Source organism: Actinoplanes sp. NBC_00393 (genome assembly GCF_036053395.1).
Taxonomy (GTDB): Bacteria; Actinomycetota; Actinomycetes; order Mycobacteriales; family Micromonosporaceae; genus Actinoplanes.
Map to the genome: position 1 here is coordinate 4,382,943 of NZ_CP107942.1, position 20,899 is coordinate 4,403,841.

Annotated in this window: 17 protein-coding genes; 9 read left to right on the forward strand and 8 right to left on the reverse strand. The window is 71.1% G+C overall.

The genetic code is table 11. The features are described 5' to 3' along the window. The first annotated feature begins 6 nt into the window (after positions 1–6). From OHA21_RS20690 to OHA21_RS20700, 3 genes are read left to right on the forward strand one after another with little or no spacing between them, the layout of a single operon-like run. Positions 7–849, forward strand: a complete 843-nt coding sequence (locus tag OHA21_RS20690) for a helix-turn-helix transcriptional regulator (RefSeq protein ID WP_328475964.1) — start codon at positions 7–9, stop codon at positions 847–849. Beyond that, complete coding sequence (locus OHA21_RS20695; RefSeq protein ID WP_328475966.1) at positions 850–2,235, forward strand: alpha/beta hydrolase; 1,386 nt, start codon at positions 850–852, stop codon at positions 2,233–2,235. It begins immediately after the preceding gene. A gap of 11 nt (positions 2,236–2,246) precedes the next feature. After that, positions 2,247–5,390, forward strand: coding sequence for a BTAD domain-containing putative transcriptional regulator (locus OHA21_RS20700; protein ID WP_328475968.1), 3,144 nt, complete (start codon positions 2,247–2,249; stop codon positions 5,388–5,390). On the opposite strand, the gene OHA21_RS20705 is transcribed toward OHA21_RS20700, so the two are convergent. From OHA21_RS20705 to OHA21_RS20735, 7 genes are all read right to left on the reverse strand, one after another. Continuing rightward, positions 5,329–5,970 carry a hemerythrin domain-containing protein gene (locus OHA21_RS20705; RefSeq protein ID WP_328475970.1) on the reverse strand — a complete coding sequence of 214 codons (642 nt, stop codon included), beginning with the start codon at positions 5,968–5,970 and terminating at the stop codon, positions 5,329–5,331. The two genes, OHA21_RS20700 and OHA21_RS20705, sit on opposite strands and share 62 nt — an antisense overlap. Positions 5,971–6,004: 34 nt before the next feature. Beyond that, entirely contained in the window at positions 6,005–7,000 is a 996-nt protein-coding gene (locus OHA21_RS20710) for a UDP-glucose--hexose-1-phosphate uridylyltransferase (protein WP_328475972.1), read from the reverse strand. An 11-nt stretch (positions 7,001–7,011) separates the two neighbouring features. Further along, on the reverse strand, positions 7,012–8,061 hold the full coding sequence (locus tag OHA21_RS20715) for an amidohydrolase family protein (RefSeq protein ID WP_328475974.1): 1,050 nt from the start codon (positions 8,059–8,061) through the stop codon (positions 7,012–7,014). Continuing rightward, positions 8,058–8,975, reverse strand: coding sequence for a carbohydrate kinase family protein (locus OHA21_RS20720; protein ID WP_328475976.1), 918 nt, complete (start codon positions 8,973–8,975; stop codon positions 8,058–8,060). Before OHA21_RS20720 ends, OHA21_RS20715 begins: the two co-directional genes overlap by 4 nt. Further along, complete coding sequence (locus tag OHA21_RS20725) at positions 8,972–10,255, reverse strand: alpha-glucosidase/alpha-galactosidase (RefSeq protein ID WP_328475978.1); 1,284 nt, start codon at positions 10,253–10,255, stop codon at positions 8,972–8,974. The genes OHA21_RS20720 and OHA21_RS20725 overlap by 4 nt, the downstream gene beginning before the upstream one ends. Before the next feature lie 61 nt (positions 10,256–10,316). Next, positions 10,317–11,660 carry a DUF4832 domain-containing protein gene (locus tag OHA21_RS20730; protein WP_328475980.1) on the reverse strand — a complete coding sequence of 448 codons (1,344 nt, stop codon included), beginning with the start codon at positions 11,658–11,660 and terminating at the stop codon, positions 10,317–10,319. Between the two features lie 10 nt (positions 11,661–11,670). After that, positions 11,671–13,554 carry a DUF4832 domain-containing protein gene (locus tag OHA21_RS20735; protein ID WP_328475983.1) on the reverse strand — a complete coding sequence of 628 codons (1,884 nt, stop codon included), beginning with the start codon at positions 13,552–13,554 and terminating at the stop codon, positions 11,671–11,673. Between the two features lie 122 nt (positions 13,555–13,676). Here OHA21_RS20735 and OHA21_RS20740 point away from each other — a divergent pair, with 122 nt between their 5' ends. Genes OHA21_RS20740 through OHA21_RS20765 form a run of 6 tightly spaced genes read left to right on the forward strand, consistent with a single transcriptional unit; the run spans position 13,677 to position 20,113 of the window. Then, positions 13,677–14,558 (forward strand): carbohydrate ABC transporter permease, encoded by an 882-nt coding sequence (locus OHA21_RS20740; RefSeq protein WP_328475985.1) that lies wholly within the window; start codon positions 13,677–13,679, stop codon positions 14,556–14,558. Next, entirely contained in the window at positions 14,555–15,424 is an 870-nt protein-coding gene (locus OHA21_RS20745; protein ID WP_328475987.1) for a carbohydrate ABC transporter permease, read from the forward strand. The genes OHA21_RS20740 and OHA21_RS20745 overlap by 4 nt, the downstream gene beginning before the upstream one ends. 27 nt (positions 15,425–15,451) lie before the next feature. Then, the gene (locus OHA21_RS20750; RefSeq protein WP_328475989.1) at positions 15,452–16,789 is read left to right on the forward strand and encodes an ABC transporter substrate-binding protein; all 1,338 of its coding nucleotides are present in this window, start codon (positions 15,452–15,454) and stop codon (positions 16,787–16,789) included. A gap of 20 nt (positions 16,790–16,809) precedes the next feature. Then, complete coding sequence (locus tag OHA21_RS20755; RefSeq protein WP_328475991.1) at positions 16,810–18,306, forward strand: glycoside hydrolase family 36 protein; 1,497 nt, start codon at positions 16,810–16,812, stop codon at positions 18,304–18,306. A 48-nt stretch (positions 18,307–18,354) separates the two neighbouring features. Next, a complete protein-coding gene (locus OHA21_RS20760; RefSeq protein ID WP_328478473.1) occupies positions 18,355–19,512 on the forward strand; it encodes an ROK family transcriptional regulator in 1,158 nt (385 codons plus the stop codon). A gap of 40 nt (positions 19,513–19,552) precedes the next feature. After that, positions 19,553–20,113: a pyridoxamine 5'-phosphate oxidase family protein gene (locus OHA21_RS20765; protein WP_328475993.1), complete on the forward strand. Its 561-nt coding sequence runs from the start codon at positions 19,553–19,555 to the stop codon at positions 20,111–20,113. Positions 20,114–20,189: 76 nt separating this feature from the next. On the opposite strand, the gene OHA21_RS20770 is transcribed toward OHA21_RS20765, so the two are convergent. Beyond that, complete coding sequence (locus tag OHA21_RS20770) at positions 20,190–20,813, reverse strand: DUF4760 domain-containing protein (protein WP_328475995.1); 624 nt, start codon at positions 20,811–20,813, stop codon at positions 20,190–20,192. Positions 20,814–20,899 lie beyond the last annotated feature (86 nt).

A 20,899-nucleotide genomic window follows, 5' to 3' on the forward strand; every position in this document is an offset into this window, starting at 1 on the left:
GGTCGCATGCCCCGGACCTGCCGGCAGTGCGTCGCGCGGTACGCGGGACAGCCCGGCTCCGGCCGCTGTCTCGGGCACCTGGACGGCATGCGCCTGTTCGAGGCCCGGTGCGGGGTGGACGGGAAGCGGTTCGGCCGGCCCGGGTACGAGTCGCGCCACCGGCTGGTGCTGCCACGCTCGGGCGCCTACCTGCTACAGGTGAACGGGCAGGAGATCTTCGTCGACAGCGGCACCGCGGTTCTGACCCGGCCCGGCGACGAGCTGCGGGTGGCGCATCCGCTGGGCTGCGGCGACACGTTCACCGCGGTGGAACTCGATCCGGAGGTGGCCGAGCGGTGGCCGCGTACGGCGTACCGGTTCCCCTTGGACGATGCGACGGACCTGGACCACCGCCTGCTGGTCGCCACCTGCCGGCGTGGCTTCGACGCGCTCGCCGTGGCCGAGCGGCTGCACGCCGTCCTGGACCGGCTCGCACCGCACGTCGCCGGCGGCGGCCCGCACCGCCCGGTGACCGCGGTGGCACACCGCAGGCTGGTCGCGGACGCCCGGGAGGTCCTCGCCGACGGCCGGTACGCCTACGGCCTGACCGAGATCGCGGCCCGGGTGAACTGCTCGCCGCACCACCTGAGCCGGCTATTCCGGGCGGTCACCGGTGAGCCGCTCACCGACTATCGCAACCGGATGCGGATCCGCGCGGTCCTGGCCGACCTGCAGGACGGCGCCGACTGCCTGCGAACCCTGGCCGCCCGTTACGGCTTCGCCGATCAGTCGCACCTGACCCGCGTCGTCCGCCGGCATCTCGGCCGGCCGCCGAGCACGGTCCGGGAGTTGCTGACGCACCGAGCATGAATGTCCAACGCCGCGGCGGCCGGCCCGGTGTCGCATGGGGTCATGCATGCGCTGATCGCCCTGCTGATGACCGCCTCGCTGACCGTGCCGGTCCAGGCCGGCCCCACTCTGACCGACTCCCGGCCGTGCCCCGAGATCACCACGTTCACCTGCTCCTACCTGAGCGTGCCGCTCGACCGTAGCGGCCACCGGCCCGGCACGCTGCGGCTGCGCGTCGCGGTCGCCGGCAACGCGGACGCGCCGCGGGGTGTGCTGATGGTGCTCTCCGGCGGCCCCGGCCAGCCCGGCCCGGCCCTGGTGCCGCGGATCTCGCAGCGGCTGTCGTACCTGCTCGACGACTACCGGATGGTGATGATCGACCAGCGGGGCACCGGCGCCGGCGCGATCGACTGCCCGCGGTTGCAGGCGGAGGTGGGTTCCTCGGACGTCACGCCGCCGTCGCCGCAAGCCGTGCGGGAGTGCGCGGACCTGCTCGGCGCCGACCGCCACCACTACACGACCGCGGACACCGTGGCCGACCTGGACGATCTACGCCGCGCGCTCGGCGTGCCGCGCTGGACCCTCGACGGCGTCTCGTACGGCAGTTTCGTGGCCGCCCAGTACGGCCTGACCCACCCGCAGCGGGTCCGCCGGATGGTCCTCGACTCGGTCGTCCCGCAGAACGATCCGGACGCCCTCTACCTGGACAGCCTGCACCGGGCCGGCTTCGTGCTGCGCAGCGCCTGCCGTGAGCAGCAGTGCGGATACGACCCGGCCGAGGAACTCGCCGACGTGGTCCGCCGCTACGACAACGGGGTCGGCGTGTTCGACCTGCTGGTGATCGCCAGCATCGTCGACCCGAAGCTGACCGGCACCACCTTCTACCCGGTGCTCGACCTGCTGCACCGGGCCGCCCAGGGTGATCCCGGCCCGCTGAACGCCGCCGTCGAGGAGTTGCGGCACGGCTCGGTGACGCCGGCGGCCGAGTACAGCGCCGGCCTGCACCTGGCGACGCTCTGCGCGGACCTGCGCAGCGCGCCGTGGGGTGACTCGAGCACGCCGCTGCCCGAACGTGACGTGGCGATCGCCCGCGCCCTGAACAAGATCGACGCCGGGGAGGTGTGGCCGTTCGAACCGCGGACCGCGGTGGAGCAGGGCATCATCCAGGGCTGCCGGCACTGGCCGGTGTCGCGGCCCAACCCGCGGCCGCCGCACGCCCGGCTGACCATGCCGGTGCTGCTGATCAACGGAGACCGGGACCTGTCCACGCCGGTGGAGTGGGCCCGCGAGCAGGCGGCCCGTACCCCACGTGGCCGGCTGGTCGTGATCGCCGGCATGGGCCATTCGATCCAGGGCCGCAACGCAGAAGGTGACCGGACGGTCGAGGGGTTCCTGAAGATCTGTTGATAGGTTCGATCGTGTTCCTTTCCGTACTCGGCCCCCTGCGCGCCAGCGTCCAGGGGGCCGTCGCTGACCTCGGCGGACCCCGGCAGCGAGCAGTGCTCGCCCGCCTCGCGGTCGCCGGCGGCGACGTCGTCTCGACCGACCGGATCGTCGACGACCTGTGGGGCGGCGCCGACGTGCCGGCCAAGGCGCTCGCCACGCTCCAGGTCCACGTGTCCCACCTGCGCCGCGCGCTGGAACCCGGCCGCCCGCGCCGCAGCCCGGCGTCGGTGCTGGTCAGCGCCGCCCCCGGGTACGCCCTGCGCCTGCCACCCGCCGCCGTCGACGCCTGGCACTTCGACGACCTGGTGCGCCGCGCGGCGCAGACCGGCCCCGAGGAGCAACTCCGGCTGCTCGACGAGGCGCTCGGCTGCTGGCAGGGCGGGGCGTACGCCGAGTTCGCCGACGAGCCCTGGGCGGTCCCCGAGGTCGCCCGGCTGGCCGAGCTGCGGCTGCAGGCGATGGAACTGCGGGCCGAGGCGCAACTCGCCCTCGGCCGCCCGGCCGTCGTGGTCGCCGAGCTGGAACGCCACCTGCACGACAACCCGGGCCGCGAGGGGGCCGTACGCCTGCTGGCCCTGGCCCTGTACCGCTGCGGCCGGCAGGGTGACGCCCTCGCCGTGCTGCGCCGCACCCGCGAGCACCTCGCCGACGAGCTGGGCGTCGACCCGGGCCCGGTGCTGCGCGCCGTGGAGGCCGACATCCTGGCGCAGGCGCCGGACCTCGACCTGCCGGCTGCGACCCCCGCGCCGGTCCGGGTGCGCCGCGAACCGCCCGCCACCCTGGGCCGCGAGACCGAGCTGGCCGCCATCACCGCCGCGGCCGGCGAGGTCGCCCGGCACGGCGCCCGGATCGTGCTGGTCGGCGGCGACGCCGGCGCCGGCAAGACCACCCTGGCCGAGGCCGCGGTGGCCGCGCTGACCGCGGACGGCTGGCAGAGCCGTCGCGGCCGCTGTCCCGAGGTGTCCGGCGCCCCGCCCGGCTGGGCCTGGTCGGAGGCGCTCGGCGCGGCGGCGATCGACGCCCACCAGCCGAACCCGTTCGAGCTCGGCCGCACCATCGCCGCCGCACTCGGCACCGGCCGCACCGTGGTTCTCCTCGACGACGTGCACCGCGCCGACGACCTGACCCTGCACCTGTTACGGCAGGTCAGCGCCCTGCTTGCCGAGCATCCGGTGCTCCTGCTGGTCACCTACCGCACCGCGGAGCGCGGCGACGAGCTGGAGGCGACGATCGCCGCCCTGCTCGGCTCCACCGCCGCCCATCTCACGTTGCGCGGCCTGGACCCGGCCGCGGTGGCGACGCTGGCCCGCCGGCACGGGCTCGACGAGGCCGGCCCCGAGCTGCTGGCCATGGTCGCCGAACGCACCGGCGGCAACCCGCTGTTCGTGCGGGAGCTGGCCCGGCTGATCGCCGCCGAGGGCAGCGACGCGGCGGACTCCGCGGTGCCGGCCGGCGTACGCGAGGTGCTGCGCCGCCGGGTCGCCCGGCTGCCCGATCCGGTGGCCACGACGTTGCGCCAGGTCGCGGTGCTCGGCCGCGAGGCCGACCTGGACGTGCTGGCCGGCGTGGCCGGCCGCGACCCCGACGACCTGCTCGACTCGCTGGAGGCCGCGGTCCTGGCCGGGCTGCTCGACGAGCCGGCGCCCGGTCAGGTCCGGTTCACCCACGCCCTGGTCCGCGACACCCTCTACGACGACACCCCGCTGCTGCGCCGGGCCCGGTTGCACACCCGGGCGCTGAACGTGCTCACCGGCCACGCGGACGCGGCAACCCTCGCCCGGCACGCGTCGGCCGCGGCCGGCCCGGCCACCGCGCAGGAGGCGATCCGCTATCCGGTGGCCGCGGCCCACGCCGACGAGCAGGCCGGATCGTGGCGGGAGGCGGCCGCCCAGTGGCGCGACGCGCTGCGCCTGCACGCGCTCGCCGGCAGCCGGGCGACCGGTTCCGCCGCGAGCCTTCTGGCCTCAGCGGTGACCGCGCACGCCCGGGCCGGCGACGTCATCCGGGCCCGGGCCATCTATCTGGAGGCGCTGACCCGGCACGACGACGTCGCCGTGCTGACCGCCTGGGACGCGCCGCTGATCTGGACGACCCGCGACGGCCGGGAGCCGTCCGGCGCAGCGGTCGCCGCGATCCGCAGGCAGCTGGCCGGCGAGCCGGCCGACGACGTCCGGGTGCGGCTTCTGGTCGCGCTGTTCCGCGAATTCGAGGGCTACGACGAGGCCGCCGCCCGCGAGGTCAGCGCCGAGGCCCTGGCTCTGGCCCGCACGGTCGGCGACGCCCGTCTGCTGTGCGCCGCGCTCAACGTCCGGGCGTACGCGGCACTCGGCCCCGACCTGCGCGACGAGCGCCGGGCCGTCGCCGAGGAATACCTGGCCGTGGCCGTGGCGGCCGGCGAGATCGACCACGAGGCCGTCGCGCACTGGCTGCTGTTCCTCGACTCGGCGGCGCACACCGACCTGGCCGGTGCCCGCGCCGAGATGGAACTGGCCGTGGCCCGGTCGACGACCGGCCAGCTCAGCGGCCTGCTCGCGGTCGTGGGGATCTTCTCGGCCCTGCTGGAGCTGCTGGCCGGGCGGGTCGACGAGGCGCTGGCCCGCTACAGCGAGGTGAGCCGGCGGCTGGCCGAGCACGGCGCGCTCAACGGCGCCGAGATGGCCACCGTGGGCCGGGTCGGCGCGGCCATGGCCCGCGGCGACCTCGCCCACCTGCGGGAGGAGCTGAGCGCCATCGAGGCCGCCTACCCGGGCCGGGTCACTGACGCGCTGGTGCTGGCCCTGCTCGACGCGGGCCTCCCCGCTGAGGCCCGGGAGGTCTGGGCGCGACGGCAGCCGATCGACCGGAACTACTACTGGCTGGGGTACACCACGCTGCGCGGGCACGCCGCGGCCCGGCTCGGCGACACGGCAACCGGCGAGGAGATCTTCGCCGAGCTGCTGCCGTTCGCCGGCCGGATCGCCGGGCTCGACTCGGGCACCCTCTACGCCGGGCCGGTGGACGCCGCCCTGCACGCCCTGTCCGGCGACCCGGCGTACGCGAAGTCGGCGGCCGAACTCACCGCGCGGCTCCGAACACCCGGGCCTCCCGGCGGCGGAACGGCAGCGGCATCAGCTTGATCATCAGCGCGACCGGGATGCCGCCTTCCTTGCGGGCTTCGGCCAGCTCGCCCGCGGTGCTGACCGCCAGGATCCGCGGCACCTCGAAGCTCATCTTCGCGCCCCGCTTGCGGATGCTGGCCTCGACCCGGTTCCACTCGTCGTCGGAGACGTACTGCTTGATCAGCGGAACGATCGTGCGCTCCTCGTCGGCGATGTGCTCGTGCAGGGTGTCGCGCAGGTCGGCCAGGTCGGTGGCCAGCTCGGGCGAGACCACGCAGGTGGCCTTCAGCGCGGCCGCGCCGGCCCGGATCCGGGCCAGCTTCGGGTCGAGCACCGCATGGTCGTCGGTGAGTTCGGTCAGGTCGACGTGCGCGCCGGCCGCCCGCTCCAGCACCGGCCACAGCACGTCGTCCTCGGCGCTGTGATGGTGGTGGATGCTGTCGCAGAAGTCGGTGAAGTAGTCGGCGACAGCGGCGGCCCGCTTGCGGTGCAGCAGCGTGCGGGCGGTGGCGAGGCCGGCGGCGAGCTCGGCACAGCGGTCGAGGTCGCGCAGCATCGCGCGGTGGGCCAGCAGCAGTCCGGTCGGTTCGTTGTTCATGCCGATACCCTGCGCCGGCCCGCCTTCGGCCCACCTAACGGCGACTTAAGGCCCGCAAACGCTCGGCCGCGCTCTCCGGGGTGATGTCGCGCTGCGCCTGGCCGAGCAGCTCGAAACCGACCATGAACTTGCGGATCGTCGCCGAGCGCAGCAGCGGCGGATAGAAGTGCGCGTGCAGATGCAGTTCGGGGTACGGCTCGCCGTCGGTGGGCCGCTGGTGGAAGCCCATCGAGTACGGGAACTCGACGCCGAACATCCGGTCGTAACCCGAGGTCAGGCGCTGCAGGATGTCGGCCAGACCGTCGCGGGCAGCGTCGTCGAGATCGGGCAGGGCGCCGCGATGCCGCCTCGGCAGAACCAAGGTCTCGTACGGCCACGCCGCCCAGAACGGCACCAGCGCCACGAACTCGTCGTTGTCGCAGACGACGCGCTCCCCCGCGTCCAGCTCCACCGCCAGGTAGTCGCAGAGCAGGCACTCGCCGTACGCCTGCTGCCGTGCGATCTCCTTGGCGGGTTCGCCGGGCACGTGCTCGGTGGCCCAGATCTGCCCGTGCGGATGCGGGTTGCTGGCGCCCATCATCGCCCCGCGGTTCTCGAAGATCTGCACGTGCCGCACCCACGGGATGTCGCCGAGCTCGGTCGTCTGCGCAGCCCAGGCGTCCACGACCCGGCGGATCGCCGATACCTGCATCCCGGCCAGGGTCAGGTCGTGCCGCGGGTCGAAGCACATCACCCGGCAGATGCCACGCTCCGGCTCGGCCCTAAGCAGGCCCCCGGAGCTCGGGCCGCTCGCCGTGGGCAGCAGCGCGGCGAAGTCGTTGTCGAACACGTACGTCGAGTCGTAGGCCGGCGTGGTCGCCCCGGCCGCCCGCTTGTTGCCCGGGCACAGGTAGCACTCCGGGTCGTAGGCGGGCCGCGACACCGGCGCGGTGTCCTCGACCTGCCCCTGCCAGGGTCGCGCGGTGCGGTGCGGGGAGACCAGCAGCCACTCCCCGGTGAGCTGGTTGAACCGCCGGTGCGGTGCGTCCATCGTGGCGCCTTTCAGAGGTCGAGGAGGCGGTGGGCGTTGCCGGCGTACACCGGGCCCAGCGTCTCCGGGGGCAGGCCGATCGCGGAGATGTCCCAGCGGCCCTGTGGCGGCACGGGCTCGTCCGGGGCGTACCGGAAGCACTCGTCCTCAGTCTCCAGGAAACGCCAGTAGACCTCGTAGGCCGAACGGGTCGCCGGGAACGCGTCCGAGCCGAACAGCACCCGGTCCGGGTGGTCCAGGATCAGCCGGCGGGTGGCGCGCGGCCGGCGGCCCAGCTCGGCGAGGCGCCCGCCCAGGTCGATGTGGAAGTTCGGGTAACGGTCCAGCATGCCGCTGACCCAGTCCAGGTCCTCGGCCGCGCAGCCGGCGTGGGCACCGATGAACGTGGTGCCCGGCGCCGCGGCGACCACGTTCTCCAGGGCCTGCATCAGCCGGTCGAAGGTGGGATGGCCGGGTGCGCCGAACCACCACGACGGGTTCGCGGCCAGCTCTTCGAGCCGCTCGTTGCGGGCGTCGAGCGGGGCGAAGAAGGCGATCGGGTCGGCGGTGTGGATCAGGACGGGCAGGCCCAGCTCGCCGGCCGCCGCGAACACGTCGCTCAGGCGGGGATCGTCCGGCAGCACCCGGGTGCCGTCACCGTCGGTGACGCTCAGGCCGAGGTCCTTCCACACCTTGATCCCGCGGGCACCGGCATCACGAGCGCGGCGCAGGCCGGCGATCAGCGCGGGGGCCGGGTCGCGGCGCTGCTGCAGCAGCGACCAGTCCAGGTGGCAGAAGGTCACGAACCGGCCGGGGTACGCGTGGTCGTAGCGGGCGATGTTCGCGTCCAGCTCGGCGTCCCAGCGGCCGTCGAGGTTGACCACGGTTCGCACGCCGACCTCGTCCATCAGGTCGAGCAGGGCGGGCACGTCGAGGATCAGCCAGTCACCGCCGCCGAGCCAGCGCCCGAGGTGGTTGTGCACGTCGACGGCCGGCACGGCGGCACGCGGCACGTGGGTCAGCGGCCGGCGCAGGGAGGGAACGGGCGTGTAGTCGCGCAGGCGCAGGTTGTCGAGGTTCACCGGGTGCTCATATCCGTACCGATCTCGATCATGGTGGGTTGGGCCGCGGTGCCGCCGGCGGCTCTCGTGGAGAGCGCGCCGCATGCGGCCGCGAGTCGCAGGCTGGCGGTGAGGCCGGCGCCGCCGAGGTGGCCGGCGAGGAAGCCGGCGTTGAAGCTGTCGCCGGCGCCGACCGTGTCGACCGGGTCGGCGGGCCGGCCGGGCACGGCGACCGGTCCGCCGTCCGCCCAGGCCAGGGCGCCGTCCGCGCCGCGTTTGACCACGGCGAGGCCGCCTGCCGCGGCGAGAGCTTTCGCTGCGGCAAGAACATCATCGGTACGGGTGAGCGCGCGCGCCTCCGCCTCATTGGGCAGGAAGATGTCGGTCTGCGCGATCGCGTCCATCACCCCGCCGGCCCACTCACCGGACGGGTCGTCGTTGGTGTCGAGCGACGTCGTGATCCCCTCCGCCCGCAGCTTCGCGAACCAGGCCGGCAGTCCCGCGGCCAGCCGGGGTTGCAGGAAGTACGAGCTCACGTGGACGTGCCGGGCCCGCACCGGCCCGATGTCGCTCACCTGCAGCAACGGCAGGCAGCCCGCCGCGGTGAGAATCGCCCGGTCCTGGCCGCCGCCGAGCACCACCGTCATCGCCGTCGGCACGTCCGGGTCCACGACGCAGCCGGTCACGTCGACGCCGCGGTCGCGCAGCGCGTCGAGGCAGAACCGGCCGGCCACGTCGTCGCCGACCCGGCCGGCGAACGCCGTCCGCAGCCCGAGCCGCGCGGCGCCGCACGCGGTGATCGCCGCCGAGCCGCCGAGCGTCATCGCGCCGGCATCGACGAGCCGTTCCCGCTGTCCCCAGGGCAGCTCGGCCGGCACCCCGGAAAGCACGATGTCAGGGTTGGCGTCCCCGACCACCAGCAGGTCGAACGTCATCGGCGCAGCCCTTCCGGGAGCAGGTCGCCGTGCGCCTCGGTCAGCGCGTCGCACATCCGCTCGATCGCGTCGACGGTCAGCGTGGCGGCGGTGTTCGGGTCGGCCATCGCGGCGTGCCGGACCAGCCGCGGGTCGCCGGTGAGCGCCGCTTCGACGGTGAGTTCGCCGACGCTGACGTACGGCCGGTTGACCGCGGCGAGCTGCGGCGGCAGGTGGCCCATCGGCTGCGGGCGGGCACCGGCGGCGTCGACGAGGGTGGGCACCTCCACGGCGAACCCGGCGGGCAGGTTGCCGATCAATCCCACGTTGGGGACGTTGGCGACGATCCGGCGAGGTGTGCCGGTGACCATGCTGTGGATGATCTGCGGCGCGTACTCGACGGCGTCGCTGTCCGCGGTGATCGGGGCGCCGTCGCGGATCGCCGCGTACTCGGCCAGATTGTCCTGGCTGACCCGCAGATACTCGCCGACCGGGATGCGCAGCCGTTCGATCTCCTCGTCGTGGTACAGGTACCACGGCACGTACTCGGCGGAGTGCTCGCTGGTCTCGGTCGGGTAGTAGCCGAGCCGGCGGTACATGTCGACGCGGACCCGCCGGCGCAGCTGCTCGTCGGCGGCGATCGCGGCGTCCAGCGCCGGGTAGAGGTCGGCGCCGCGGTGCTGCCAGCTCAGGATCCACGCCTGGTGGTTGACGCCGGCGCTGTCGAACTCGACCTCCTCGAACGGCACGCCGACGATCTCGCAGAGCCCGTGCACGGTCCAGTGCACCGAGTGGCAGAGGCCGAGCACGTTGAGCCGCGGCGCCACCCGGGACAGGTAGGTGACGTTCATGGCCATCGGGTTGGTGTAGTTGAGCAGCCACGCGTCCGGGCACAGCTCGGCCATGTCGGCGGCGATCGCGGCGAGCACCGGGAAGGTGCGCAGGCCGCGGAAGATGCCGCCGATGCCGATCGTGTCGCCGATCGTCTGGCGCAGGCCGAAGCGGGCCGGCACGTCGAAGTCGGTACGCGTGGCCGGGTACCCGCCGACCTGGATCGCGTTGATGACGAAGTCGGCGCCGTCGAGGGCGGCCCGCCGGTCGAGGGTCGCGGTGATCTTCGGGCGCGCGCCGTGCGCCTCGGCGATCCGGGTGGCCACGGATCCGGCGGTAGCCAGCCGCTCCGGGTCGATGTCGTGCAGGACGAGGTGGGCGCCGGTGAGCTCGGGGAAGCCGAGGATGTCGGTGAGCAGCTGGCGGGTGAACACCACACTGCCCGCGCCGAGAAAGACGATGGTCGTCATGAGTGCCTTCGCATCGGGGGTGCGCCGCCCGGCCGGAGGGGTCCGGCCGGGCGGCGGCGCGTTACCGCAGGGTGAGGGAACCGAGGGTGAGCCAGCCGGAGTCGGCGTTCTGGCTGGTGTTGGCGAACCGCAGCGGGATGCCGCCGCGCATCGGGTTGGCGACGCGCAGCACGATGTCGTAGCGGCCGTCGCGCAGGCCGTGTGTGGTGATCCGGGCCGACAGTTGTGCGGGGTCCTGGCCGGGCTGGATGCCGGCCACGGTCCACGGTGCCGGCCAGCGCCGGACGATCCGGCCGGTGCGGTCGACCGCGGCGAGCTCGGTGCGCCAGTCGTAGTAGAACGGCGCGGTGCCGCGGTTGGCGACGCGGATCTGCACCCGGTCCCGGCTTATCGATGATTCGGTGACGCTCAGCTCGTACCCCAGTGCCTTTGCGCCGTTGATGGCGCGCTGGAGCTTGTCGCCGCTGAAGCCGGCGCCCGCGAAGGCCGCGTGGTTGATCAGCCAGGAGGCGTGGGTCTGCGCGACCGACTCGGCATAGCTCTCGTATTGCGGGCAGCTGACCGGCTCGTCCCAGAGGCAGGACTGGATCTCCGGGCGCAGCTCCCCGCCGATCGGCTGCTGCCGCCACTTCTCGGTGACACCGACGTCGATCAGCTGCTGAACGAAGTGCCAGGACGTCGGGGGCAGCGTCGAGAAGGCGAACGAGTCGTCGTGGTAGCCGATGTTCAGGCTCCTGTTCTCCGGACTCGGATAGCGGGCGTGCAGCCGGGTCTTGTTGAACGCGGCCTCGTAACGGCTCAGGATCCGGGTGAGGATCTCGGTGCTCGGCATCCAATTCTCGGGCTGGGTCGTGCCGTCGAAGGGCCAGGTGTGCCACTCGCCCCAGAATCCGATCAGCCCGAGGGTGATGAAGCCGATCCGCGGGTCGCCGTCGTAGCGGCGGCCGAGCGCGGTGATGAAGTTCTCCAGGGCCGCGACCAGGCGCGGGTCGCTGTAGTCCGGGGCGACGCTGACGGTGTTGCCGAATTCGGTGTACGGCCGGGTCAGCAGACCGTCGTCGAGAAGGTACTGCGGGATGCCGGTGGGCCGGCCCGGATAGTCCAGGTAGAACCGGAACACGCCTTGGTGGCCGCGGGCGGCGATCTCGCCGAGCTGCCGTTCGAACTCCGTCCAGTCGAACTGCTTCGGGCCGGTCATCACGTCACGCAGCGGCAGATAGAACCACTCCATGCTGTGCGGGAAGGTGTCGAAGTCACCGGCGAACGGCATGAAACCCTTGAGCGGGTTGTCCGCCGGTGCGGGCGCGTAGGACAGGGGGGTCCACTGCTGGGCCGGTTTGGCGATGGCGGGTGTGCCGACAGCCACGGTGAGGGCGGTCAGCAGGGCGACTAGTGCTCTTCGCATGATGGCTTCCTCAGCTGATCGTGATGCGGTCGATGTCGGGTGCCCAGCCGCTGGGATTGGCGATGGTGATCGAGGTGCTGCCGGCGGGCAGCGGCACGCTGGTGGTGCCGACGGTGTCCCAGCTGCCGGTCGGTGCGAAGGTCACCGTCTGCCCGTTGATCACCGCGGTTCGGGTCTCGGCCGTGAGGTAGTGGATGGTGACCGTGCGGGTGCCGCTGCCGGGCAGGTTCGGGAAGGTGAGAGTGCCGCCGTTGCCGAGGTAGCCGACCTTCGATCCGCCGGAGCAGGCCGCACAGCCGGCCACGAGCGCGCCGCCGCTTCTTGTCGCTGCCTCGGCCTCGTGGCTGCTGGTCCCGCTGCCTGCGCCGACCGAGACGGCGCCCAGCCCCAGCCAGCCGTCGGCCTGCTGGGTGGCGTTGGCGAAGCGCAGTTGCTTGCCGTTCGCCAGCGGGTTCTTCACCCGCATCACCCACTGGTAGGAGCCGGTGGTGATCCCGGACAGGTCCACGCTGTGCTGGAAGTACTGCCGGTACCCGTAGTCGCGGTAGCTCGGGTCGGCGCCGGCGTTCCACTCCGGGAAGTTGCGGATCGTCAGCGGCTGGACTTTACGCAGGTCCCACGGGGTGTCCCAGGTGCGCACCACACTGCCGCTGCTGTTCTTCAGGCCCAGCGTGACGGTCCACGGGTAGTAGAACGGGGCCACGCCGGTGTTGGCGATGCGGACGCCGACGTTCGTCGTACCGCTCGCGGTGTCCCGGTAGTAGGCGTTGTCGACGGTGAAGTTGTAGCCCATCAACCGGACCGCGGCGCCCACGTTCGCGTCGCCGGCCGGATAGTTGGCGCTCTGCTCGTTGATCATCCAGGTGGCGTGCTCGAGCTCGATGCACGCCTTGAGGTTGTCGACCGCCCCGGACCCGTTGGGCCAGTGCTGGAACGCCGTCGACTGGATCTCCGGGCGCAGCTCGCCGCCCATCGAGCTGGTGGTCCACTTGTTCTCGGTGCCGGCCGCGAGGGTCCGGGTCAGCTGCGAGTAGGAGGCGCCACCCAGCGAGGCCGGCAGGGTGACGCCCTGCAGGGGTGAGCCTTCCCGGTAACAGAACGAGTCGTCGTGGTAGCCGATGTCCCGGCTGTTCGCGGCGCCGCCGGCCAGGTCCGGGTAGCGGATCTCCAGCTTGGTCCGGTTGAACGCGGCGTCGTACGCGGCGATCAGCTGGGCGCCGTTGGCGTCGGTGGGCATGTAGTTCGGGCGCCCGTCGGCGGTGTCGGTGTCGTACGGCCAGGTGTGCCACTCCCCCCACAACCCGACCAGGCCCAGGTGGATGAAGCCCAGCCGGGGATCCCCGTCGTAGCGGGCGCCGAACGCGGCGATGAAGTTCTTCAGCGCATTGATCAGGAACGGGCTGTCGTAGTCGGGGTGGGTGACGTTCCAGTACGAGTCGGAGCGCATCGCGACGTTGCCGTTGAAGCACGGCGGGATGGCGTTGCCGGGGTGGGTGCCGGTGCCACCGGGATAGGTCAGGTAGATGCGGATCGCGGCCTGGTTCCCGTAGCCGGCGGTCTCCGCCAGCATGCTGTCCACGATCGACCAGTTGTAGCTGCCGCAGGTCGAGGCGCTGGTCATGATCTCGGAGAGGCCGAAGTAGCCCCAGGTCAGTGAGTGGGGATAGCCGGTGTTCTGGTTGCTGCCGGGCGAGTGGAACCGGGCCCAGCCTTTCAACGGGTTGTCGACGGGGCCGGCCGCCGCGGTGAGCGGGTGGGCCGTGAGTGCCGGATCGGGGCTCGCGGGTGCGGCCGGGCGCGGCGGTGGACCGGCCGGGGCAGCTTGAGCGCCGATCGGCGCGGTGAGGGCGAGGACGGCGCCGAGGACGACGGCGCCGCATGCGGACAGCTTCATCTTTCCGACCTCCGAGGAGCGGTTGTTTCCTCTGGATTACGAAGAGCTATTGACAAAATATTGAAGGTCTACATCATTATTCGACATCGGGTCAGCTGGCAAGAGCGGGATTAGAGGCGAGGATGAGCTCGACGAGACAGCGCGACGACCGTCGCGCGGCGTGGTGGTTCCTGGGGCCGGTACTGGCCGGGTTCGCCGTCTTCTACGGCTATCCGGCCGTACGCGGCGCCTGGTACTCGGTCACCGACTACACGCTGCTCAACACACCGTCGTTCGTGGGCGCGGAGAACTACAGCACGCTCGTGAACGACAGCAAGTTCTGGCACTCCCTGCTGGTCACGGCGTACTACGTGGTCCTCAACATCGGGTCGCAGACGGTGCTGGCGCTGGGCGTCGCGGCGCTCATGCACCGGCTGACCCGCTCGGTCGTGCTGCGGGCCACCCTGCTGCTGCCCTGGCTGGTCCCGAACGTCACCGTCGCCCTGCTGTGGATGTGGCTGCTCGACACCAACCTCGGCTTCGTCAACCACCTGCTCACCAGCATCGGCCTGGACACCGTCGGGTTCCTCACCGACGCCACCTGGGCGATGCCGTCGATCGCGGCCATCAACACCTGGGCGTACACCGGCTACACCGCACTGCTGCTCTACGCCGGGATGCTGCAGATCCCGCAGTACCTGTACGAGGGCGCCTCGATCGACGGCGCCGGCGAGTGGCGGATGTTCCGCAGCATCACTCTGCCGCTGCTGCGCCCGGTCCTGGCCCTGGTGCTGGTGGTCTCGCTGATCGGCTCGTTCCAGATCTTCGACACCATCGCCGTCACCACCCAGGGCGACCCGGCCGGGGCCACCCGCGCCCTCTACTACTTCATCTACGAGCAGGCCTTCACCTACTTCAAGATGGGCTACGCCTCCGCGGCCGCCATCTTCCTCACGCTGATCCTCGGCGTGCTCACCTTCGTCCAGATGCGCCTGCTGCGCGCCTCCCGATCGGACCTGGCATGAGAACCGGCCGCATCCTGGGCTGGGCGGTGATGGCCGTCATCGTCCTGGCCACCGTCTTCCCGTTCTGGTGGATGGTCCGCACCGCGCTGACCCCCGCCGCCGACCTCTACACCGACAACGCCGGGCTGCTGCCGCACGACCCGACCCTGATCAACTTCGCCCGGGTGCTGGGCCTGACCAGCGAGGCCGAGGCCCGCGCCGCCGGCGGCTCCGGCGCGCACATCGACTTCGCCCGCTACATCCTCAACTCGGCCATCTACTGCACGCTGATCGCCGGGTTCCAGACCCTGTTCTGCGCGATGGCCGGGTACGCCTTCGCCCGGCTGCGTTTCCCCGGCCGCGACCTGGTCTTCGCGATCATGATCAGCGCCCTGATGGTCCCGCCGATCTTCACGCTGCTGCCCAACTTCGTGCTGGTCAAGGACCTGGGCCTGATGAACACCATGGCCGGCATGGTGGCGCCCACCATCCTGATGACCCCGTTCGCGGTGTTCTTCCTCCGCCAGTTCTTCCTCTCCCTGCCCCGCGACGTGGAGGAGGCGGCGATCCTCGACGGCAACGGCCCGTGGGGCATCTTCTGGCGCATCGCGCTGCCGATGAGCCGCGGCCCGCTCATCACCATCGGGCTCACCACGATCGTCTGGGCCTGGAAGGACTTCCTCTGGCCGCTGCTGGTCGGCCGCGGCGAGGAGAACCGTCTCGTCACCGTCGCGCTCGGCGTCTTCCTGCAGCAGTCGCCCAACACTCAACCGGACTGGACCGGGCTGATGGCCGCCTCGACGCTGTCCGTCCTTCCCGTCCTGGTGCTGCTCGTCTTCCTCGGCAAGCGCCTGGTCCAGTCCCTGAACTTCACCGGAAGCAAGTGACATCCCTCCCGCAGAGAAGAGATTGAGATGATCCGCAGATCCCGCGCCTTGTTGTCATTGGCAGTCGTCCTCAGCCTCGCCGGCTGCTCCGATTCCGGCTCCTCGTCCGACGGCCCGGTCACCCTCGACTACTGGCTCTGGGACGACAACCAGAAGGCGCCCTACCAGGCCTGCGCCGACGCCTTCACCGCCGCCAACCCGAACATCAAGATCCAGATCACGCAGTCGGCCTGGGACCTGTACTGGCAGAACCTCACCACCCAGCTCGCTGCCGGCGAGGCGCCCGACGTGTGGACCAACCAGGGCTCCTACTATCCGCAGTTCGTCACCTCGAACCAGATCCTCGACATCCAGCCGTACGTCGACGCCGACAAGGTCGACCTCAACCAGTACCAGGGCGGGCTGGCCGAGCTGTTCACCAAGGACGGCAAGCGCTACGGCCTGCCCAAGGACTGGGACACGATGGCGCTGGTCTACAACACCGGACACCTCGAGAAGCAGGGCATCGACGCGGCGTCCCTGCCGGAACTCACCTGGAACCCCACCGACGGCGGCACCTTCGAGCAGCTCATCGCGAAGGCCACGGTCGACACCAGCGGCCGCAACGGCCTCGATCCGGCCTTCGACAAGTCCAAGGTCAAGGTGTACGGCTACCTGCCCGAGTGGGGCGACGGCTCGCAGGGCCAGAACGGGTGGGGCCTGCTCGCCGCGATGAACGGGTTCACCTACCTCGACAAGAACCCTTGGGGCACCCAGTACAAGTACGACGACCCGGCGCTGGCACAGACCATCGACTGGTTCAAGTCACTGATCGCCAAGGGCTACAGCCCGCCGCTGGACAAGTCCTCGACGATGAGCCGGGACACGCTGATGCAGGCCGGCAAGGGCGCGGTCTCGGTCGCCGGTTCCTGGACGATCAACAGCTACCTCGGCGACTCGGCGAAGATCAAGTTCGCCTTCGCCCCGCTGCCGACCGGGCCGCAGGGCCGCAAGACCGCGATCAACGGTCTGTCCGACGCGATCTGGGCCGGCACCGAGCACAAGGACGCGGCCTGGAAGTGGGTCAAGTTCCTCGGTTCGACCGACTGCCAGAACATCGTCGGCGACAGCGCCGCAGTCTTCCCGGCGATCAAGTCCGCCAGTGACAAGGCCCTGGCCGCGCACCAGAGCAAGGGCCGCGACGTGCAGCCGTTCATCGACCAGGCGCAGGCCCCGAACGGCACCTTCTTCCTGCCGATCACCGACCACGGCAAGGAGGTCAGCCAAATCGTGCAGGACGCCATCCAGTCCTCGGTGCTCGGCCAGAGCGACTCGGCGGCCGCGTTGAAGAAGGCCAACGACCAGGTCAACGGCCTGTTCAAGTAGTAACAAGTCAAAGGAGAACAATGGCATCGCTCATCGAGCTGGCCGGCCGTACCTTCGCTCTCGTTCACGATGGCCCCGGCCGCCCGCAAGCAGCCGACGGGGGGCTGATCCTGCCACCCGGCCGGGTCGCGCTGCTGCACGAACTGGGCGATGCCCTGTTCTACCGGCACGGGCAGAACTCCTGGAGCCCGTGCGGGTGGCGACGGCTGTCCGAACCGCCACTGCGGATCGCCAACCCACAGCGGCGGGTCACCGCCGACGACACCGTCTGGGACGACCCGGGCCGCCACCACTCCTCGGCGGTGGCGGCCCTGGACGCCGGCGACGGCAACATCCTGCTGCTCGGGTCGCTCGGCCTCGGCACCCCCCGGCTGTCCGCCGACCGCGACACCCTGGCCGGCTGGTACGAGCACGGCGCCGGACCCTGGTTCGCCGCCTACGGCCCCGAGCAGCAGGTCTTCGCCGCCTACACCCGCGAGCTGGCCGCCCGGCTGGGCAGCAGCGCGCGCCGGGCCGGCAACGTCTGGTGTTCCTGGTACGCCTACTACGAGACGATCACCGAGGAGCAGCTCGCCACGGACATCCAGGACCTGCGGGGCCTGCCCTTCGACGTGGTGCAGGTCGACGACGGCTGGGAGCAGCTGGTCGGCGACTGGGAGCCCAACGAGAAGTTCCCGTCCGGCATGAAGGCCCTGGCCGACCGGATCAGCGACGCCGGCATGACCCCCGGACTGTGGCTGGCCCCGTTCATCGCCCTGCCCACCTCACGGTTCGCCCGGGAGAACCCGGAACTGCTGCTGCGCGACGCCGACGGCGAACCGGTGATCGCCGGGAACAACTGGGGCACCGGCTACTACGCCCTCGACCTGTCCCGGCCCGCCGCCCGCGAGCATGTCGCCGCGCTCATCCACCGGGTGGTGCACGAGTGGGGTTTCCGGTATCTCAAGCTGGACTTCATCAACGCCGGCGCGGTGCCGGGAGTACGCCTCGACGGCGCCGAACGCGAGCAGACGTACCGGGATGCCCTGACTTTGATCCGGCAGGTCGCCGGCGACGATGTCTACCTGCTCGGCAGCGGCGCCCTCCTGCTGCCGTCGCTCGGCCTCCTGGACGGGCTGCGCAGCGGCCCGGACGTCGCGCCGATGTGGCAGAACTACGCCAGCGACGACCCGTCCGACGCGATGGCCCGCAATGCCGTGGTCAACACGCTGCACCGGCTCTGGTGGCAGCCGCTCGTGGAGGTCGACCCGGACGTCGTGTACTTCCGCAGCCGCCTCAACCTGCTCACCGACCAGCAGCTGGCCTGGCTGCGCGACCTCGCCGACATCTGCCGGTTCCGGGCGCTGTCCGACCCGCCCGCCTGGCTCACGCCGACCGAGTGCGAGGACCTGCAGAGCTATCTGAAGGCGCGGCCGGAGATCCGGCAGCTGGGCCGATACCGGTTCGAGGTCGACGGGCGGAAGGTGGACTTCACGCCGGCCGTCACACCGGCTGCGCAGGCGTATCCCATCACCTGAATACGATAGTTTGTAAAGCTCACAGCGTAAGGACCGGACTTGACCGACGTGACCACCACCGGAGCGGACCTGCCGCGGCTGCGCGAGCTCAACTCGCTGAGCATCGTTCGCGCGCTCCGCAACCATCCGCCCTCCACGGTGACCGAGCTGTCCCGGCGTACCGGCCTGTCCCGGCCCGCCGTCGACGTCATCGCGCAGGGGCTGGTCACCGACGGCTGGGCGAGCGTGCTGGAGCCCGGGGCGAGCAGCGCCGTCGGGCGCCCGGCACGCCGCTACCAGTTCCGCGCCGGCGCCGGGCACGTGCTCGGCGTCGACGTGGGCGCACACAAGATCCTGGCCCTGCTCGCCGACCTCGACGGCAACATCGTGCAGTCCGTCCGGCACGCGGTCGACGCCGAAGCCGGCCCGGCCGAGCGGCTCGCCAAGCTCGACGAGGTGGTCAACGCCTGCCTGAGCGGGGCGGGCAAGACGCCGCCGGACATCTGGGCGATCACCGTGGCGGTCACCGGCGCCGTCGACTCGACCGGCCGGACCAGCTTCTTCACCCCGCTGCCCGGCTGGAAGAGCGTCGACCTGACCGCGCACCTGGGCGCCCGGTTCGCCTGCCCGATCGTCGTCGAGAACGACTGCAAAATGGCCGCCCTCGCCGAACGCTGGAAGGGCGCGGCCAGCGACGCCGACGACATCGTCTACCTGCTCGCCGGCATGCGCAACGGCGCCGGTCTGATCATCGACGGGGTGCTGCGCCGCGGCTACGGCGGCGCGGCCGGCGAGATCGGCGCCCTCAAGAACGTCCGCTGGCTCAACGCGCCCGAACACCTGCAGAAGTGCCCCGGCGTCCCGGACACGGTCTCCCCCGACGACGCCGCGGCGTGGGTCTTCAACGCCGCCCGGGAGGGACACAAGGCCGCACGGACCGCGGTCAACCGGTACGTGAAGGACCTGGCCATCGGCGCGGCCGCCCTGGTGCTCACCCTGGACCCCCAGGTCGTGATCTTCGGCGGCGGCTTCTCCCGCTCCGCGGACCTGGTCCTGGACCCGCTGCGCCGCGAACTGGAACGCCTGTGCCTGCGCATGCCCGAGGTGCGCGCCTCCACCCTGGGCGCCGACTCGGTCGCCCTGGGCGCCCTCAAGCTCTCCCTGAACGACGTCGAACAGCGCCTGTTCAGCGCAAACCTGTCCGCGCCGGTCGCACCCCGCCGTTAATGATTTCTGGATCTTGCCACTGAGAGGCAGGATCGGTCCCATGAAGGTGCATGAACGAATCGACGGCCGCCTGCGCTCCTTCATCGAAGCGCAGCCGATGTTCTTCGTGGCCACCGCGCCAACCGGCCCCGGCGGCCACGTCAACGTCTCCCCCAAGGGCATGACCGGCACGTTCGCCGTGCTCGGCGACCACCGGGTCGCCTACCTGGACTACCACGGCAGCGGCGCCGAGACGACCGCCCACCTGGACGAGAACGGCCGCATCACCCTGATGTTCTGCGCTTTCCAGGGCCCGCCCAACATCGTCCGCCTCCACGGCCACGGCCGGGCAGTCCCGGTCACCGCCGCGGAGTATCCCTCCCTGCTGGCTCTGTTCCCATCTGCGCCGGACACCCACGGCGTCCGCTCGATCATCGACGTCGCGGTCGAGCGTGTCAGCGACTCCTGCGGCTACGCCGTCCCCCTGATGTCCTACGAGGGCGACCGCGATCTGCTGGTCCGCTCCCACTCCCGCCGCACCGACGCGGACCTCGCGGAGTACCGCCGGGTGAAGAACGCCACCAGCATCGACGGCCGCCCGATCTTCGCCGAGCAGAGCTGACGACGTCCCGCTCACCGAACGCATCGATCGGTGACTGAGGCACGGGCCGGCTTCATGCTCGGCCCGGCTTCGGCTACTACGACTCTGAGGACCTGATCATCGGCGTCGCCAGCTGCGCCCTCTCCGCGTCGGCGTCACGGAACTCCGCCGCGAGTTCGGCTGATTTAGAGGTGATGCTTTTCAAGCCCAGACCGCGATGCAAAGCCGGTAGGTCGGATTCGGCCGCCACGGTGGCCAGGTGCTCGAAGTAAGCCATGTAAGTCGATTTTCTGATCTTTCGTTCCTGCAGGATGTACGGCTCGAGAATCGCCCAGCACCGGCGTACGCGATAGTGGGTCGAGCTGATGAGCAGGGCATGGTCCACCGCACCCATCGCGGACATCATTCCCAGGCTGGAGTAGTACAGCCCTATCCGTGTGATGTGCTTCCGTGCGTCCACCGGGAGCCCGTCAACACCGGCCTCCGGCCCATGGGCTGCCCGGAGTCGCCGAAGAACGAATTCCTCGCTGTCCAGAAAATGCTCGCTACGGCACTCCTGGGTCAAGAGCTCGACAGCGACGTGGGTGTTGTTCATCTTCTTCGCCGCCAGCACCTGCTCACGCGCCATTCCGACCTGCCTGATCCCGATGGAGATCGATGCGGCCAGCGCCATGATCGACACCGTAACCGCGGTTGCGTTCATCAGGGCACCGATTTCCACGACCCACCATCCTGTCAGTCCGAAACGGGAATTCCAGTATGGATAGGAGACGCAATTATCGATCTATTCCAGTCAATGATCGTCGC

Bases quoted from the DNA above. Each gene is read 5' to 3' on its own strand.
- OHA21_RS20750 (WP_328475989.1), top strand. From the start codon at position 15,452: ATGATCCGCAGATCCCGCGCCTTGTTGTCATTGGCAGTCGTCCTCAGC.
- OHA21_RS20730 (WP_328475980.1), bottom strand. From the start codon at position 11,660: ATGCGAAGAGCACTAGTCGCCCTGCTGACCGCCCTCACCGTGGCTGTC.
- OHA21_RS20740 (WP_328475985.1), top strand. From the start codon at position 13,677: ATGAGCTCGACGAGACAGCGCGACGACCGTCGCGCGGCGTGGTGGTTC.
- OHA21_RS20710 (WP_328475972.1), bottom strand. From the start codon at position 7,000: ATGGACGCACCGCACCGGCGGTTCAACCAGCTCACCGGGGAGTGGCTG.
- OHA21_RS20695 (WP_328475966.1), top strand. From the start codon at position 850: ATGTCCAACGCCGCGGCGGCCGGCCCGGTGTCGCATGGGGTCATGCAT.
- OHA21_RS20720 (WP_328475976.1), bottom strand. From the start codon at position 8,975: ATGACGTTCGACCTGCTGGTGGTCGGGGACGCCAACCCTGACATCGTG.
- OHA21_RS20735 (WP_328475983.1), bottom strand. From the start codon at position 13,554: ATGAAGCTGTCCGCATGCGGCGCCGTCGTCCTCGGCGCCGTCCTCGCC.
- OHA21_RS20745 (WP_328475987.1), top strand. From the start codon at position 14,555: ATGAGAACCGGCCGCATCCTGGGCTGGGCGGTGATGGCCGTCATCGTC.
- OHA21_RS20725 (WP_328475978.1), bottom strand. From the start codon at position 10,255: ATGACGACCATCGTCTTTCTCGGCGCGGGCAGTGTGGTGTTCACCCGC.
- OHA21_RS20765 (WP_328475993.1), top strand. From the start codon at position 19,553: ATGAAGGTGCATGAACGAATCGACGGCCGCCTGCGCTCCTTCATCGAA.
- OHA21_RS20755 (WP_328475991.1), top strand. From the start codon at position 16,810: ATGGCATCGCTCATCGAGCTGGCCGGCCGTACCTTCGCTCTCGTTCAC.
- OHA21_RS20705 (WP_328475970.1), bottom strand. From the start codon at position 5,970: ATGAACAACGAACCGACCGGACTGCTGCTGGCCCACCGCGCGATGCTG.
- OHA21_RS20690 (WP_328475964.1), top strand. From the start codon at position 7: ATGCCCCGGACCTGCCGGCAGTGCGTCGCGCGGTACGCGGGACAGCCC.